This is a genomic window from Mesorhizobium sp. M0292 (assembly GCF_040321695.1).
In the GTDB taxonomy this organism is placed as follows: Bacteria; Pseudomonadota; Alphaproteobacteria; order Rhizobiales; family Rhizobiaceae; genus Mesorhizobium.
This window is the reverse complement of sequence record NZ_JAMYSB010000007.1, coordinates 81,232-97,249: the sequence shown is the minus strand read 5'-3', so window position 1 is coordinate 97,249 and position 16,018 is coordinate 81,232. Positions and strand designations below refer to the sequence as shown.

The following is a 16,018-nucleotide window of genomic DNA, read 5'->3' as shown; positions in this document are numbered from 1 at the left end:
CGTGAGCCGGCTCGCCCGCTTCGTCCTGGCCGGCGGCGTTGGTTTCGTCGCCGATGCCGCGGTGCTCTGGCTGCTCTTGGCGGTGACGCCGCTCGGTCCCTTCGTCGCCCGTGTCCTGTCGATCGGCTTTGCGCTGTGCGTCACCTGGCAGATCAACCGGCACCTGACCTTTTCGCCGTCGAGCCGCGGCGTGGCGCAGGAGGGCGCGCGCTATGGCGGCGTCGGTATCGCCACCAGCATTGTCAACTATCTCGTCTACTGCGCCATCCTGTTCGCGCTGCCGGCAATGCCGCCGCTGGCGGCACTTGCCGTCGCCTCGCTGGTCGCCATGGCGCTGTCCTTCCTCGGTTACTCCCGGCTGGTCTTCGACCGGTAAAGGTCTGGGCCAAGCAAGCGCGATTGGCAGAAGCCGCCAAGTTCCGTATATCGGCGACAGAGCCCGCTGGAGACCAGAAGATGCCCCTGAAGATCGCCGTCCAGATGGACCATGTCTCCACCGTCTCGATCGCCGGCGACACGTCCTTTGCGCTGTCGCTGGAGGCGCAGCGGCGCGGCCACCAATTGTTCCACTACACGCCCGACCGGCTGTCGATGCTGGGCGGCAAGGTGTTTGCCCGCATCGAAGAGATGAAGCTCCGCGACGAGAAGGGCAATCATTATACGCTGGGCGACAAGGTGCGCACCGACCTGTCGGAGATGGATGTGATCCTGCTGCGCCAGGATCCGCCCTTCGACATGAATTACATCACCACCACGCATATTCTGGAGCGCATTCACCCGAAGACATTGGTCGTCAACGACCCGGCCTGGGTGCGCAACAGCCCGGAAAAGATCTTCGTCACCGAATTCCCCGATCTGATGCCGGAAACGCTGATCACCAAGGATCCCCAGGAGGTCGCCGCCTTCCGCAAGGAGTTCGGCGACATCATCGTCAAGCCGCTCTACGGAAATGGCGGCGCCGGCATCTTCCATCTCAAGGAGGATGACCGCAACCTCGCCTCGCTGCTCGAAATGTTCGCCCAGCTGTCACGCGAGCCCTATATCGTTCAGCGTTATCTCAAGGACGTGCGCAAGGGCGACAAGCGCATCATCCTGATCGACGGCGAAGCGGTCGGCGCCATCAACCGCGTGCCGGCCGACCACGACTCGCGCTCCAACATGCATGTCGGCGGCCGCGCCGAAAAGACCGAGCTGACGGAGCGCGAACGCGAGATTTGCGCCCGCATCGGCCCGTCGCTGAAAGAGCGCGGCTTCATCCTGGTCGGCATCGACGTGATCGGCGACTACATGACCGAGATCAACGTGACCTCGCCAACCGGCGTGCGCGAAGTGCAACGCTTTGGTGGCGCGGATATCGCCAGCCTGTTCTGGGACGCGGTAGAGGCGAAGCGGCGGAATTTGGCCGCGTAGTGTGCGTTGCTACGGAGGACTTTGGTGGGTCCAGAGAAGCATCGAAAGATGCTCTTTATCGGGTAAGACTGCCGAGCAAGCGGCTCATCAAATCAAACTATGTCCCGGAAGCGCCGAGGCCTCAGTTTCGGAGGAAGGAGACCGATAAGTCTGGTCTGCAATTTTCGCTGTGGTGTTGCCCAGTCTTTCAGCAGAAAACCCGCATCGGAGTTCTTTTCCAGCAATGCAAAAGCCGCAGACAGTCCGATCAGGTCGACCAAGGTCCTGCGCATTGAGTGGCGGGAGATTAAATGCGCCAGTCCCGGCGCCACTTCGCACCAACGATTGGCCAGTGCCCGCCGTATCGCTATTTCAGTATCAGGCGACATCCTGCCGAGGCCAACTCCGGTACCCAGGATGCGCCCGTCCGCCCAGCCATTGCCGCCGTGAAGCCGATAACTGCCAAGAGCCCGCCCAATCCTCACGGTTCCGCCGATCATATGGGCGGCACGAGCCATATAACCATCGGCACATATCCTTATTTCGTCCGGATCGGATGGACGCATGATTTCAAGCGGAGCTCGACGAAACATCATCCCCGATGTGGTTGACCAAAACCAACCCACGGTACCCCGATCAATAAATAATAATGTCGGGTCAGCTTCGGTGTCGACATGCAGGTAGCCGCTCATTTTCGGCATCGATCGCGGGTCGTTCAGGTGGAATACGGGATGACCGCCCGCAAGCAGGTTGCCGGCCGTATCTATCACCACCTCATCGGAGCTCGACATTGCCGCGATACGGGTTTGGCTGAGATGCGCTCTCACATGGCATTCTATGAAGTCAGGATGCCAAGCATCGTCACCGTCAAGAAAGGAGATCAGGGGCCCGGCTGTCGCGTCAAGCCCGGTCATCATTGCTGTCAACTGCCCGCCATTTTGCAGTCGGGGCAGAAAGCGGAAACGACTGTCGCCAAGCTGGGACAGACACTCTTCAATCCTTCGGCGGGAACCGTCGGTCGAAAAATCATCGACCACCACGCATTCGAACGCAGTGTATGTCTGCGCCGCTACGGATCGGATCGCAGTGTCGATGAATGCCTCTTGATTGAAACAGCCTACGCAAACGGATACGGTTGGTAGCGCGATGTGAGAACCAGCTCCGCTTGGGACGATGTTTTCTTTCAAGAGGCGCTTCTCCGTACACCAGATTTGATCGCCTGAGATATTCCGTCGATCAAATGGCGGTGTTTCTTTGCCAAATTTCTCTCTATCGAAGCGAGTTTTTCTCCGCACTCAAGATCGCAATTGCCGCATGTTGACCCTACAGCACGGGTATCGCCCTCCTACCAAATTCGAGATTGTCAGAGCCATGCTGCGTCATGGCCACAACCTCAGAAAAGGGCACCCTTCCGCGAAGTCGCAACCTGCTCTTCAGGCCAGTTTGCTGTCGGACGATCCGTTCATATCCTATTCGGGAATGTCCGGTACGCCGCTCGGATTAGCAAGTCATATGCCTTTCCTTCCACGCGGCCACCGCGCCTGGTTTCTCATCTCGCCAACCTGGTCCATCGAAAACAGTGCTAGCGTCAAAACCATCCGGACCTATGCCGTTCTGCATAGACTCAAGAACCCCCGTCACTCGCTAATCTTCCTATCCAACACTCAGGCCGAGGCTGATCTGTTGAATCAGTCCGGCGAGGCCGCCGTCCTGCACAACAAGACGTCAACAACCTCCGAACACATATTCAGGCCTCTCGATGACGTCCCTGTAGAATTTGATGCAATCTACAATGCGCAGCTGGCTCCGTGGAAGCGCCATGACTTGTCGCTTGGCATCCAGCGTTGCGCATTTGTCTTCTATCGAGATTCAAGCGGATCCTCCACGACGGAGTCGGAAAGAGCGCGAATAAATCGGCATAGGGAGCTCGCGCCGCATCACGTCTTTATCAACGAGTTTGACGGCACCGGCAAGCCTGTCCGATTGGCACCGGCTCAGGTGAACACGCATCTAAATCGTGCAGCCGTGGGAATCTGTCTCTCTCACCTGGAAGGACCAATGTTCGCCAGCACGGAATATCTTCTCGCGGGCCTTCCAGTGGTCACGACGCCGAACCATGGCGGCCGAGACCTTTATCTGGATGACGACTATTCGCTCACAGTTCCACCCGATCCTCGATCCATCGCGGAGGCTGTCTTAGCGCTGAAGGAGCGACGAATTCCCCGGGATTACATTCGTTCGCAAACTTTGAAACGAATCGAACGAGACCGCGGGCGGTTCATAGACCTTGTAAACGAGATTTTTCTGGAGAGCGGCTCTTCGCGCCGGATCGCCCTGCCTTGGCCTTTCAGATATCCTGTCATGGAGTGGCTTCCACCGCAGGTCGCGATCGATCGATCGCTTTCAGGTTCGGTCGATGCCTTCATCACCGCTTAGAAGCAACACCCTCAGATCGCCGAAGGGCCTAGTCGCCCTTGTTAAACGCGGTCGAGGAGGCGGAGCAGCCGTTCCATTTTGCTTGACCATCTTCCTTTTTTGCAACCGGCACAGCGCGCTGCAGCCACCACGAATGCATGTTCCTGTAATGTTCTTGCCTTGGCCTGAAATCTATGGTTGTCTTGTCCTGACGTCGCTCGCGGTCTGAACCACAAGGCCGAGGCGAGCCGATATCCGGGGGCAGAGCAAGATGGTGGCGCGGGTTCGCACGGTTGCTTTCCAGGGCATCGAGGCCGTACCGGTCGATGTCCAGGTGATGATCGCGCCGGGCAAGGTCGGCATGCAGATCGTCGGGCTGGCCGACAAGGCGGTGGCCGAAAGCCGCGAGCGCGTGCAGGCGGCACTGCATGCGTCGGGGCTGTCGATGCCGTCGAAGAAGGTGACGGTCAACCTGGCGCCTGCCGATCTTCCTAAGGAAGGGAGCCATTACGACCTGCCGATCGCGCTCGGCCTGATGGCTGCACTCGGCGCCATTCCGGGCGACATGCTGGCCTCCTATGTCGTGCTCGGAGAATTGTCGCTCGACGGCACCATTGCCACGGTCGCCGGCGCGCTGCCGGCGGCGATCGGCGCCAATGCCGAGGGAAAGGGCCTGATCTGCCCGTTCGGCTGCGGGCCGGAAGCGGCCTGGGCGGGCAAGGATTTCGACATATTGGCGCCGCGCAGCCTGATTGCCATCGCCAATCATTTTCGCGGCACGCAGGTGCTGTCGCGGCCCGAGCCCGGCATCCATGTCTCGGCCCGCGACCTGCCCGACCTTTCAGACATCAAGGGCCAGGAAAGCGCCAAGCGGGCGCTGGAAGTGGCGGCGGCCGGCGGCCACAATCTGTTGATGGTCGGGCCTCCCGGCTCGGGAAAATCGATGCTGGCGCAGAGGCTGCCTTCAATTCTGCCGCCACTGGCGCCCAAGGAACTTCTTGAAGTCTCGATGATCGCCTCGGTGGCCGGCGAGCTCGGCGAAGGCAAGCTCACCGACCGGCGGCCGTTCCGCGCCCCGCACCATTCGGCTTCGATGGCGGCAATGGTCGGCGGCGGCATCAGGGCGCGGCCGGGCGAAGTATCGCTTGCCCATAACGGCGTGCTGTTCCTCGACGAGTTTCCCGAATTCACGCCGCAGACCTTGGATGCGCTGCGCCAGCCACTGGAGACCGGCGACTGCATGATCGCGCGCGCCAACCACCGCGTCACCTATCCAGCGCGCATCCAGCTGGTGGCGGCGATGAACCCGTGCCGTTGCGGCATGGCCGGCGAGCCCGGCTATCGCTGCCTGCGCGGTGAGCGCTGCCGCACCGACTACCAGGCGCGCATTTCCGGCCCGCTGCTCGACCGCATCGATCTCAGGATCGAGGTGCCTGCGGTTTCGGCCGCCGATCTGATCCGGCCGGATCGGGCGGAGAAAAGTGCCGCCGTTGCGCAGCGCGTCGCGCGCGCCCGCACCATCCAGCGCGAACGGTTCGAGCGGCTCGGCGTGACCAGCGCGACCACCAACGCGCATTGCTCGCCTTCTGTTATCGAGGACATCGCGATGCCGGATGCCGCCGGCCTGTCTCTGTTGAAGGACGCCAGCGAAAAGCTCGGCTTTTCCGCGCGCGCCTATCATCGGGTGCTGAAAGTGGCGCGCACGCTGGCCGATCTCGAAGCGAGAGAAACCGTCGGCCGCATTCACCTGGCCGAGGCGATTTCCTACCGCATGATGTCGGAGCGGGTGGCGCAGGCGGCGTAACGCTCCTCCTTGAGGGGAAGGTGGCCCCGAAGCGGCAGGGTGGGGGTCGCCGAAGAATGGTCGATCTTTTTGGAGCCGAGCCGAGAAAGGGCCTCTGCAATGACATTGCTTGTAGTGTCGTCCGAAGGGAGTCGCCGCACTTCACGCAGGACCCCACCCGGCCCTTCGGGCCACCCTCCCCTCAAGGGGGAGGGAAATGCAGGCGCTAATTCGCCCGCTCTTTCGCCTTCAGCTCCAGCCGCCGTGCGTGCAGCACCGGTTCCGTATAGCCATTCGGCTGTTCGCGGCCTCTAAACACCAGGTCGCAGGCGGCGTGGAAGGCGATGGAATTGTCGAAATCGGTGGCCATCGGGCGGTAGAGCGGGTCGCCGACATTTTGGAGGTCGACGATCGCTGCCATGCGCCGCAGCGAATCCATCACCTGGATCTGCGAGCACACCTTGTGGTGCAGCCAGTTGGCGATGTGCTGCGAGGAGATGCGCAGCGTGGCGCGGTCTTCCATCAGGCCGACATCGTTGATGTCGGGCACTTTCGAGCAGCCGACGCCCTGGTCGATCCAGCGCACGACATAGCCAAGAATACCTTGCGCATTGTTGTCGAGTTCGCGCTGGATCTCGTCGGGGGTCCAGTTCGGCCGCACCGCCACCGGCACCGACAATATATCATCGAGCTTCGCCTTCGGCCGGCTCTTGAGCGCCGCCTGGACGGCATGGACATCGACCTTGTGATAGTGCGTGGCGTGCAACGTCGCCGCCGTCGGCGACGGCACCCAGGCGGTGTTGGCGCCGGCCTTGGGATGCGCGATCTTCTGTTCCAGCATCGCCGCCATCAGATCCGGCATCGCCCACATGCCCTTGCCGATCTGGGCGTGGCCGGCCAGACCGCATTCCAGCCCGGTGTCGACATTCCACGCCTCATAGGCGGAAATCCAGGCGGCCTGCTTCATGTCGTCCTTGCGGATCATCGGCCCGGCTTCCATCGAGGTGTGGATCTCGTCGCCTGTGCGGTCGAGGAAGCCGGTGTTGATGAACACGACGCGTTCCTTCGCGGCGCGGATCGCCTCCTTGAGGTTGACGGTGGTGCGCCGCTCCTCGTCCATGATGCCCATCTTGATGGTGTTTGCCGCCATACCGAGCAGCGCTTCGACGCGGTCGAAAATCTCGACTGCGAAGGCGACTTCCTCCGGCCCATGCATCTTCGGCTTCACCACATACATCGAGCCCGCGCGGGAATTCATCCGACGCCCGTTGGCGCCGACATCGTGCAGCGCGATCAGCGCCGTCAGCGCCGCATCCATGATGCCTTCCGGCACCTCGTTGCCATCGCGGTCGAGGATGGCCGGATTGGTCATCAGGTGCCCGACGTTTCTCACCAGCATCAGCGAGCGGCCGGGCAAGCTCAGCGCGCCACCACTGGGCGCGGTCCAGGCGCGGTCCGGATTGAGCTTGCGCGTGAAGGTTTTGCCGCCCTTGCTGATTTCCTCCGCCAGATCGCCCTTCATCAGGCCGAGCCAGTTGCGGTAGACGATGACCTTGTCCTCGGCATCCACCGCCGCGACCGAATCCTCGCAGTCCTGGATGGTGGTCAGCGCCGATTCCAGGATCACGTCGGCAATGCCGGCCGGGTCGGTGCGGCCGATCTGGTTGGTGCGGTCGATGAGGATCTCGATGTGCAGGCCGTTCTGTACCAGCAGGATGGCTTCCGGGTTGGCGCCGTCGCCGCGATAGCCGGCAAATTGTTTCGGGTTGGCCAGCGTGGTGCCGCCGGCGCCGGCGCCGAGCCGCAAGGTGCCACCCGAAACCGTCAGCCCGTTCACGCCGGCCCATTTGCCCGAGGTGAGCGGCACGGACTCGTCTAGAAAACTCTTCGCCCAGGCAACCACCTTGGCACCGCGCACGGGGTTGAAGCTTTTGCCCTTCTCGGCGCCACCGGTCTCGGCAATGGCGTCGGTGCCGTAGAGCGCATCGTAGAGCGAGCCCCAGCGAGCATTGGCGGCGTTGATCGCATAACGCGCATTCATCACCGGCACCACCAGCTGCGGCCCGGCAACGCTGGCGATCTCGGGGTCGACATTGTCGGTCGACACGGAGAAGGCCGGCCCTTCGGGCACGAGATAGCCGATCTCACGCAAGAAGCTTTTGTAGGCCTCCATATCGATGGGCGCGCCATTGGCGCGGTGCCAGGCGTCGATCTGTTCCTGCATGGCGTCGCGTTTGGCCAACAGCGCTCGGTTCTTCGGCGCCAGATCATGCACGATGGCCGAAAAGCCGTTCCAGAAAACGTCCGCGGCAATACCGGTACCCGGCAGCGCTTCGCCGACAAAGTCATGCAGTTCGCGGGCAATCCGCAATCCGGCGATCTCGACGCGATCGGTCATCAGGGCTTCTCCAGATGAAAGGCTTTGCGGCCTTTGGCATGTCAGGGGTGAAGGGTCAATTCAGCTTAGGGTGAAGCCGGGGATTTTGAAGCTGCGGATCTCCCCCCTCGTGGGGGAGATTACCCTAAACCGCAATCCTCGGCCGACCCGATGCAACCGCCACCACATGCGCTTCGATAAACATCCGTTGGGCCTCAACCGTAGACACCTTGAACTCGGTCGAAACGTCGATCTCGGCATTATCCGTGCCGGCATCCTTCGCGCGCGCGGCTACGATCGCCCGCACATCAGCCTCCGCTGCCGCGATCGCCTCGGCCTCGTCCGTGAAGTCGCGCACCGTTTGCCCCGACGCCAAACGAAACAAACCTTCCTTAGGCTGGCTGACGCGGGCTTCGGCGGAGACGCGGACCTGGCCGACGACGGCGCCGAGCGCGTTGGCGACATCGGTATCCTCCGGCACCACGCACTCATTACCGACCAGCTCGGCCAAGCCGGCATAGTGCAGCGGCGCCGAGGCGCCGAGGCCAATGACCGGACGATCGAGCGCGACGCTGAGCCTTGCGATGCCGGGATGGGAATCGACGGCGCGCTGCACCAGCGCATGCGCGACGGTGGCGGCGCCATCCAGCCCATCCTCGGCAAAGGCTGTCTCCAGAATGTATTCGGCCGACCAGCGCGTGAGCGTCAGTAGCACGCGTTCGGAAATCACCTCCGGAGACGGCGCGATGTACTGGCCTCGCCCATCACGCTTGCGGGCAAACAGTTCGGCGGCGAGCCGGGCCGCAAGCGGGTCCCAGTTGGCCTGCTTGCCGAGCACATGGGCGGCGTCCGAGGGGGTGAAGCCCGAGATATGCACAAGACCGCGCGAGACCAGCCGGTTCAGCGTGGCGTTCTGGGCGTTCGAGGTGAGCAGCCTGTCGATGGCGAGCGGCACGGCACCAATCAGTTCATACAGTTTCGCCTCGGGCGCGGTCAGGCCGGCGGCGAGCCTGTCCGGCACGCCGGTGCGCAACGCAAAGCGGCCGTCCATGCGGCCGGGGTTGGGCGCCCTGAGCTGGCGCTCGAGCTCCGATGTCACGGAAACACCATGCATCATGCCGGCCAGCGCCATTGGCACCAGGCGGCGCGGCCCGAGCAGGATTTTCGGGTTGAGCGCGCCATCTTCCAGCGCCACTTCGGAATCGCCGCCGAGGCCGAAGGTGCGCATGGCGACCGCCTCGACCATGGTGCGGAAGCCGCCGACAGTGGCGCCTTCGGGATCGAGCCGAGGACGGCCGCCGTCGAGCACGGCGACATCGGTGGTGGTGCCGCCAATGTCGGACACCATGGCGTTGTCCAGGCCCGTCATGTGGCGGGCGCCGACCAGGCTGGCGGCCGGGCCGGAGAGGATGGTCTCGATCGGCCGCTGGCGGGCAAACGCCGCCGAAACCAGCGCGCCATCGCCGCGCACCACCATCAGGGGCGCTGCGATGTTGCGGGCTTCCAAAAATCCTTCGGTTGCCGCCACCAGCCGGTCGATCATCGAGATCAGCCTGGCGTTGAGCAAGGTGGTGAGCGCGCGGCGCGGGCCGCCGAGCTTGGCCGACAATTCGTGGCTGGCGGTGACCGGCAGGCCGGTCTTTTCGCGGATGAAGTCGCGCGCGGCGAGTTCATGCGCCGGGTTGCGGGTGGCGAAATAGGCGCAGACGGCAAAGCCCGACACCGAGGCGCCGAGTTCAGGGATCGCCGCTTCCAGATCCGACAGATCGAGCTTGGCCGCATTGCCGTGCACGTCATGGCCGCCCGGACAAAACACCACCGGATCGGTGCCGAGCGCGGTCTTCAGCCCGTCGCGCGCAAGGTCGGCCCCGGTAAAGCCGATCATGATGAGCGCCACACGCCCACCCTGGCCCTCGACCAGCGCATTGGTGGCGAGCGTCGTCGACATCGACACGAGTTTGATGGCGGCCGGATCAGTGGCCGATTTTTCCAGCACCGCATCGACCGCGCCGGAAATGCCGACGGCAAGATCGTGCCGCGTCGTCAGCGCCTTGGCCTTGGCCAGCACATTGCCTTTTGGCCCGCCTTGTTCCGACCACAGCACGGCATCGGTATAGGTGCCACCGGTGTCAATACCGAGGAACAGGGGTTTTGGCTTGGCGGTCATTTCTGGCGGTCCGGAATTCTGCTCCCCGCCCTTAGCCGATACGGCCCGGCGGATAAAGGCGGGAGAGGTGGGCCAGTTTGACCTCGTCGCCGCTCATGCCCGCCAAACTTTGTAACGGTCACATTTTTTCATTGGTGCGTGGCCTGCCTTTGCGTGCACCATGCTCCGAACTCATCGCTTTCAGGACTTCGCCATGACCACGCTTCCCGGCATCGCCGACATCCATGCCGCCGCCGCGCGGCTCTCCGGCCTGATCGCCGAAACGACCTTGATCGAATCGCTGGAACTCAACAAGCGCTTCGGCGGCCGCATCCTGTTCAAGCCGGAGACGCTGCAGCGCACCGGCTCGTTCAAGTTCCGCGGCGCCTACAACAAACTGTCTTCGCTGAGCGAAGAAGAGCGCAGCCGCGGCGTCGTCGCCTTCTCCTCCGGCAACCATGCTCAGGGCGTCGCCGCGGCGGCTGCCATGTTCGGCGTCAAGGCGGTCATTGCCATGCCGGCCGACGCGCCGGCGATGAAGATCGCCAATGTCCGCAAGATGGGCGCCGAAGTGGTGCCGTTCGACCGCTTTCGCGACGACCGCATGACGGTGGTGCGACCCTACATGGACAAGGGCATGGTGCTGGTGCCTCCTTTCGACGATCCGGCCATCATCGCCGGCCAGGGCACGATCGGTCTCGAACTGATGCGCCAGGCAAAAGCGCTCGGCGTCAGCCTCGACGCGGTCGTCATTCCCTGTGGCGGCGGCGGCCTGACGAGCGGCATTTCGATCGCCGTCAAGGATGCCTCGCCGGCCACGGCAGTCTGGGCCGTCGAGCCCGAGCATTTCGACGACACCCGCCGCTCGCTGATCGAAGGAAAAAGGGTTTCCAACGAGCCCGGCCACAGTTCGATCTGCGATGCGATCCTCACCGCAGAGCCCGGCGCGATCACCTTCGAGATCAACCGCAAGAACCTCGCCGGCGCCATCGCCGTCTCCGACAAGGCGGCCGCACAGGCGGTGCGCGACGCCATGGCCCATCTCAAGCTGGTGGTCGAACCCGGCGGCTGCGTGGCGCTGGCGGCGCTCTCGTCAGGCGAGATCGAACTGTCGGGCAAATGCGTCGCCGTCGTGCTGTCAGGCGGCAATGTCGATTTCACCACCTACGCCGAGATCATGGCCGCGGCCTGAGAACCGATATGGCAGACGCTGAGATAAGGGCGGCTCTCGATCGCCATTGGGCTGCCTCCGATGCCAATGATTTCGAGACGGAGCATCAGATTTATCGCGACGACGCGGTGCTTGACTATCCGCAGTCAGGCGAGCGCATCAGCGGACGGCACAACATCCAGCCGTCGCGCGCCGCCCAGCCCAACCGGAAGCGCTTTGCCGTGCGGCGGATCACCGGGTCAGGCGACCTCTGGATCACCGAGTATGTCCTGACCTATGACGGGATTCCGTCCTATACGGTGAGCATCATGGAGTTCGTCGATGGCAAGGTGGTTCGCGAGACCCAGTATTTCGGCGATCCGTTCGAGCCGGGGCAGTCGCGCGCGCAATGGGTCGAACGGATACCTTGAAACACGGCGGCGGTAGCATGACCAGCCACCATCCGCTCGATCGTGCCGAACTGCCTGATGATACGGCCGATCTCGCCCGCTATCTCATCGGCAAGCTCGTGGTGCGGGAATTGCCGGAAGGCATCGTCGGCGGCCGTATCGTCGAGACCGAGGCCTATGTCACCGGCGACGCCGCCGGTCACGGCTATCGCGGGATGACGCCGCGCAACCGTTCGATGTTTCTTGAGGCCGGGCACGCCTATGTCTATCTCGCCTATGGCGTCTCCTGGATGCTCAATGTTTCGAGCGAGGGGCCAGGGACCGGCACCGGTGTGCTGATCCGGGCGCTCGAACCGCTCGAAGGCATTGCCATCATGCGGCAGAACCGGGGCGTCGAACGCCTGCGCGACGTGGCGCGCGGGCCGGGACGGCTCGCACAGGCATTGCGGATCGACCGTTCGCTGGACGGCCTCGATCTTTGCCGCCAAGGACCGCTATGGCTGGCAGCCGACGAGCACGAGCCCGGCGACATCGGCCAAGGCATCCGCATCGGCATCACGAAGGATGCGGACCGCCCGCTGCGGTTCTATGTGAGGGGCAGTCCGTTCGTCAGCGGTCCACGATCGCTCAATTCCTGAACGCTCAGTCGAGCGTGCGCCTGAACCGCACCAATGCGACGCCGGCAAACAGGGCCACGAACCCGACCAGCCAGGCGATCTCGCCCGCAACCGCCGGCAGTTCAGCGCCCTTCAGCATCACCGCGCGGGTGATGCGCAGAAAATGCGTCAGCGGAAAAATCTCGCCGAAGGTCTGCGCCCAGCCCGGCATGCCGCGATAGGGGAACATGAAGCCGGACAGCAGGATCGACGGCAGGAAGAAGAAGAAGGTCAGCTGCAGCGCCTGCATCTGCGTGCGGGCGATGGTCGAGATGGTGTAGCCAAGCAGCACCAGCGCCAGCACGAACACCAGCACGGCGGTAAGCAGCAGCGACATCGAGCCGGTGAAAGGAATGGCGAACAGAAGCTTGGACGCCGCCAGCACCACCACCACCTGGACGCCACCGACCACAAGATAGGGCAGCACCTTGCCCAGCATGATCTCGAACGGGCTGGACGGCATGGCGAGCAGGTTTTCCATCGTGCCGCGCTCGGTCTCGCGGGTCAGCGCGATCGAGGTCATCATCACCAGGGTCATCTGCAGGATGACGCCGAGCAGGCCGGGCACGATGTTGTATTGCGAGATGCCTTCCGGATTGTAGCGCTGGTGCACCACCACATCGAGCTGGCCCCTGGCGGCCTCACTCGCCGCCTCCTGCATGCCTTGCGCCCGAAGCAGCGCCTGGCTGGCCACTTTGCTTAGCGTCGAGATGGCGCCGCTGGCGGCGGCCGGGTCGGTGGCGTCGGCCTCGATGAGTATCTGCGGATTGTCGCCGCGCTCCACCCGGCGGCCGAAATCGGCCGGGATGGTGACGACGAAGGCGACATCGCCGCGCGCCATCAGGAATTCGGCAGCCTCGGCACTTTGCGCAACATGGTCGAAGCGGTAGTAGCCGGTCGTCTGCAGGGCCGCGACAATGGCGCGGGTGTAGGGGTCGTTGCTGGTCGCCACCAGTGCGGCAGGCAGGCTTTTGGGATCGTTGTTGATGGCGTAGCCGAACAGCACCAGCTGCAAAAGCGGCACGCCCAGCATCATGGCGAAGGTGATGCGGTCGCGCCGCATCTGGATGAATTCCTTGATCAGCAGCGCACCGAGCCTGGCGAAGGAGAAGACGCTGTTCATGCCATATTGTCCTTCGAGCCGGACATGAACTGGATGAAGACGTCCTCGAGGCTGGTCTCGCCGGGTTTTACGCTGACGCCCTTGTGCTCCTTCTCGACATCGGCGAGCGCCTTTTCGAGCTTTGCCTTGTCGGAGCCGACGACATGCAGCGTCGCGCCGAACGGCGCCACCTGGTCGACGCCGGGCCGGTCCCTGAGTGCATCGGCGACCTGGTCGAGGCGCGGTCCCTGCAGTACGAAGGTGGTCAGACCGGCATTCGTCACCACCTCGTCCACCGTGCCGGTGGCCAGCATCTTGCCGTAGGAGATGTAGCTGATGCGGTGGCAGCGCTCGGCCTCGTCCATGTAGTGGGTGGACACCAGCACGGTCAGACCGCCGCTCGCCAGCCGGTGGATCTCGTCCCAGAATTCGCGCCGCGCCTTCGGATCGACGCCGGCGGTCGGCTCGTCGAGCAGCAGCAGCTTCGGCTTGTGCATGATGCAGGCGGCCAGTGCCAGCCGCTGCTTCCAGCCGCCCGACAGCGTGCCGGCGAGCTGGTTGCGGCGGCTCGTCAGGCCAAGCTCTTCCAGCGTTTTCGACACATGCTCCTCGACCGGCTTCAGTCGGTAGAGCCGCGCCACGAATTCGAGATTCTCGCCGATCGTCAAATCCTCGTAGAACGAGAATTTCTGCGTCATGTAACCGACTTCGCGCTTGATGCGGAGCGACTCGGTGCGGATGTTGAAACCCAGCACCGTACCTTCGCCCTCGTCGGGCGTCAGCAGGCCGCACATGATGCGGATGGTCGTCGTCTTGCCGGACCCGTTGGGCCCGAGAAAGCCGACGATCTCGCCCTCGGCCACCGTCATCGTCACATGGTCGACGACAGTCTTGTCGCCGAAACGCTTGACCAGGCCATGAACGTCGATGGCGTTCATTTTGCGGAGGCCGCCAGCTCGACATCGACGATCTGTCCGGGCTGCAGCGCTTGCGCCTTGCCCTCAGGCCGCGCCTCGACGAGGTAGACCAGCTTCTGCCGGTTCTCGAGCGAGTAGATCACCGGCGGGGTGAATTCCGGGTCGGGCGAGACATAGCTGACGCGCGCCTTCACCTCCGGCCCGCAGCCGTCGCAATGGACGACAAGCAGCGTGCCGACTTTGATCGACGAGAACGCACTTTCCGGGACATAGACGCTGAGCTTCACCGCACCGTCCGGCAACATCGAAATGACAGGCGCGGTCGGACCAGCGGTGTCGCCGGGATTGCGGATGACGTCATTGATGCGGCCGGGCGAGGGTGCCGCCAGCACGCGCTTCGATAGCCGCCACTCAGCCTGTTCCAACGCCGACTGTGCCTGTTTGACCTGATTGTCTGCCGCCTTGATCGTTTCGGGACGCGCAGGCAGACCGCCGACGGCGAGGTTGGCCTGCGCCTGGCCGACCTGCGCATTGGCGGTCTCCAGCGTCGCGGCGGCGGTGTCGTAGTCGGCCTGCGTGCCGGCACCGCGCTTGAACAGGTCGGCGGCGCGGTCGTATTTGCGCTTGGCATCCGTGGCCTGGGCCTTGGCCATGTCGACCTCGGCCTTCAGCACCGCGATCTCTTCCGGCCGCTTGCCGATCTGCAGGTCGGCCAGCTGCGCCTGCGCCTGGGCGAGGGCCGCTTCAGCCTGGGCCACGGCGATTTTTGCGTCGGCGCTTTCCAGCGTCACCACCTGCGTGCCTGATACAACACGGTCGCCGCGCTTGACCGCGACGGTCTCGACCTGCGCCACTTCGATCGGCGCCAGCAAGACATAGTCGCCCTCGACATAGCCGACGGCAAGCGGCGCTGCCGGCGCGCAGGCGCCGAACAGCTGGGCCGCGAGCGGCAGGGAACAGAGAAAACTCATCGCTTGCCCTCCTTGCGGGCGACCGGATTGCGGGCCGCCAGTATGGCGCCAAGATTGCCTGTCACCGCCGCCACCACCTTGGCGGCCTCGGTGTTGCCGATCTCGCGCCAGCCCATACGACGCATCACTGCTTCGCGACCGATGCGGAAATAGATGACCTGGCCGATCAGCGTGAAGACCACGAGCTTGGTGGCCTCGCTTTCGGCCGGCTCGCCCGTCGCCTGTTCCCAGATCTGGCAGAGGCGGCGATGCGTCGGTTCGAACACCCCGTCATAGATGCGGTCGAGTGCGGCGGTCGGATGCGACAACTCTCTAAGTACGAATTGTACGATATCGCCCGCCTCCGGCCGGGCGACGATAAATCCTACCATCCGCTCCAATGCGGTCGTGAGCTGCGCCCGCGCCGTCTCTGAACTGGCTTGACCTTGCAGCTGCATGCCGCCGAGCGCCTGGCCGGCAACCGCCTGGATAGTCTCGACGATGTGGTCGGCGGCGGCCCCGCGGAGCCCTTCCTTGCCGCCGAAATGATAGGCGATGGAGCCGATGTTGGCCTTCGCCTCCGCCGCGATCTCGCGCGTCGAGGTGCCGTCGAAGCCCTGCCGCCCGAACAGTTTGAGCGCGGCCAGCACCAGTGCGGCGCGCGTCTGCTCGGCGGGCGATGTCTCCTGGCGGGGCATTTTGTCGGGCGCGGATTTGATCATG

Annotated in this window: 14 protein-coding genes; 7 read left to right on the top strand and 7 right to left on the bottom strand. The window is 63.7% G+C overall.

Going from position 1 to position 16,018, the window contains the following annotated elements:
* The first annotated feature begins 1 nt into the window (after position 1).
* Both NKI96_RS13525 and gshB read left to right on the top strand, forming a co-directional pair.
* On the top strand, positions 2-376 hold the full coding sequence (locus NKI96_RS13525) for a GtrA family protein (protein ID WP_023681308.1): 375 nt from the start codon (positions 2-4) through the stop codon (positions 374-376).
* Between the two features lie 80 nt (positions 377-456).
* A complete protein-coding gene (gene gshB / locus NKI96_RS13520; protein WP_352804770.1) occupies positions 457-1,410 on the top strand; it encodes a glutathione synthase in 954 nt (317 codons plus the stop codon).
* A gap of 92 nt (positions 1,411-1,502) precedes the next feature.
* Here gshB and NKI96_RS13515 read toward each other — a convergent pair whose 3' ends face one another.
* Complete coding sequence (locus tag NKI96_RS13515; protein ID WP_023714454.1) at positions 1,503-2,576, bottom strand: glycosyltransferase family 2 protein; 1,074 nt, start codon at positions 2,574-2,576, stop codon at positions 1,503-1,505.
* 184 nt (positions 2,577-2,760) lie between these two features.
* Here NKI96_RS13515 and NKI96_RS13510 point away from each other — a divergent pair, with 184 nt between their 5' ends.
* Entirely contained in the window at positions 2,761-3,825 is a 1,065-nt protein-coding gene (locus NKI96_RS13510; protein WP_155921611.1) for a glycosyltransferase, read from the top strand.
* A gap of 250 nt (positions 3,826-4,075) precedes the next feature.
* Entirely contained in the window at positions 4,076-5,608 is a 1,533-nt protein-coding gene (locus NKI96_RS13505; RefSeq protein WP_352595211.1) for a YifB family Mg chelatase-like AAA ATPase, read from the top strand.
* A gap of 205 nt (positions 5,609-5,813) precedes the next feature.
* Here NKI96_RS13505 and NKI96_RS13500 read toward each other — a convergent pair whose 3' ends face one another.
* Both NKI96_RS13500 and NKI96_RS13495 read right to left on the bottom strand, forming a co-directional pair.
* Complete coding sequence (locus tag NKI96_RS13500; RefSeq protein WP_023744874.1) at positions 5,814-7,985, bottom strand: malate synthase G; 2,172 nt, start codon at positions 7,983-7,985, stop codon at positions 5,814-5,816.
* Between the two features lie 124 nt (positions 7,986-8,109).
* Positions 8,110-10,131, bottom strand: a complete 2,022-nt coding sequence (locus NKI96_RS13495) for a hydantoinase/oxoprolinase N-terminal domain-containing protein (RefSeq protein WP_352804767.1) — start codon at positions 10,129-10,131, stop codon at positions 8,110-8,112.
* A gap of 193 nt (positions 10,132-10,324) precedes the next feature.
* Between NKI96_RS13495 and NKI96_RS13490 the strand changes: the two genes are divergently transcribed.
* From NKI96_RS13490 to NKI96_RS13480, 3 genes are read left to right on the top strand one after another with little or no spacing between them, the layout of a single operon-like run.
* On the top strand, positions 10,325-11,302 hold the full coding sequence (locus NKI96_RS13490; protein WP_023673293.1) for a threonine ammonia-lyase: 978 nt from the start codon (positions 10,325-10,327) through the stop codon (positions 11,300-11,302).
* An 8-nt stretch (positions 11,303-11,310) separates the two neighbouring features.
* Positions 11,311-11,691, top strand: coding sequence for a nuclear transport factor 2 family protein (locus NKI96_RS13485; protein ID WP_023741341.1), 381 nt, complete (start codon positions 11,311-11,313; stop codon positions 11,689-11,691).
* A 17-nt stretch (positions 11,692-11,708) separates the two neighbouring features.
* On the top strand, positions 11,709-12,308 hold the full coding sequence (locus NKI96_RS13480) for a DNA-3-methyladenine glycosylase (protein WP_023726779.1): 600 nt from the start codon (positions 11,709-11,711) through the stop codon (positions 12,306-12,308).
* A 4-nt stretch (positions 12,309-12,312) separates the two neighbouring features.
* Here NKI96_RS13480 and NKI96_RS13475 read toward each other — a convergent pair whose 3' ends face one another.
* From NKI96_RS13475 to NKI96_RS13460, 4 genes are read right to left on the bottom strand one after another with little or no spacing between them, the layout of a single operon-like run.
* Entirely contained in the window at positions 12,313-13,449 is a 1,137-nt protein-coding gene (locus tag NKI96_RS13475; RefSeq protein ID WP_023681282.1) for an ABC transporter permease, read from the bottom strand.
* Entirely contained in the window at positions 13,446-14,366 is a 921-nt protein-coding gene (locus NKI96_RS13470; protein ID WP_023673289.1) for an ABC transporter ATP-binding protein, read from the bottom strand. Before NKI96_RS13470 ends, NKI96_RS13475 begins: the two co-directional genes overlap by 4 nt.
* Positions 14,363-15,316 (bottom strand): HlyD family secretion protein, encoded by a 954-nt coding sequence (locus NKI96_RS13465; protein WP_352519083.1) that lies wholly within the window; start codon positions 15,314-15,316, stop codon positions 14,363-14,365. The genes NKI96_RS13470 and NKI96_RS13465 overlap by 4 nt, the downstream gene beginning before the upstream one ends.
* Complete coding sequence (locus tag NKI96_RS13460) at positions 15,313-16,017, bottom strand: CerR family C-terminal domain-containing protein (protein ID WP_352804763.1); 705 nt, start codon at positions 16,015-16,017, stop codon at positions 15,313-15,315. Before NKI96_RS13460 ends, NKI96_RS13465 begins: the two co-directional genes overlap by 4 nt.
* Between the last annotated feature and the right edge of the window lies 1 nt (position 16,018).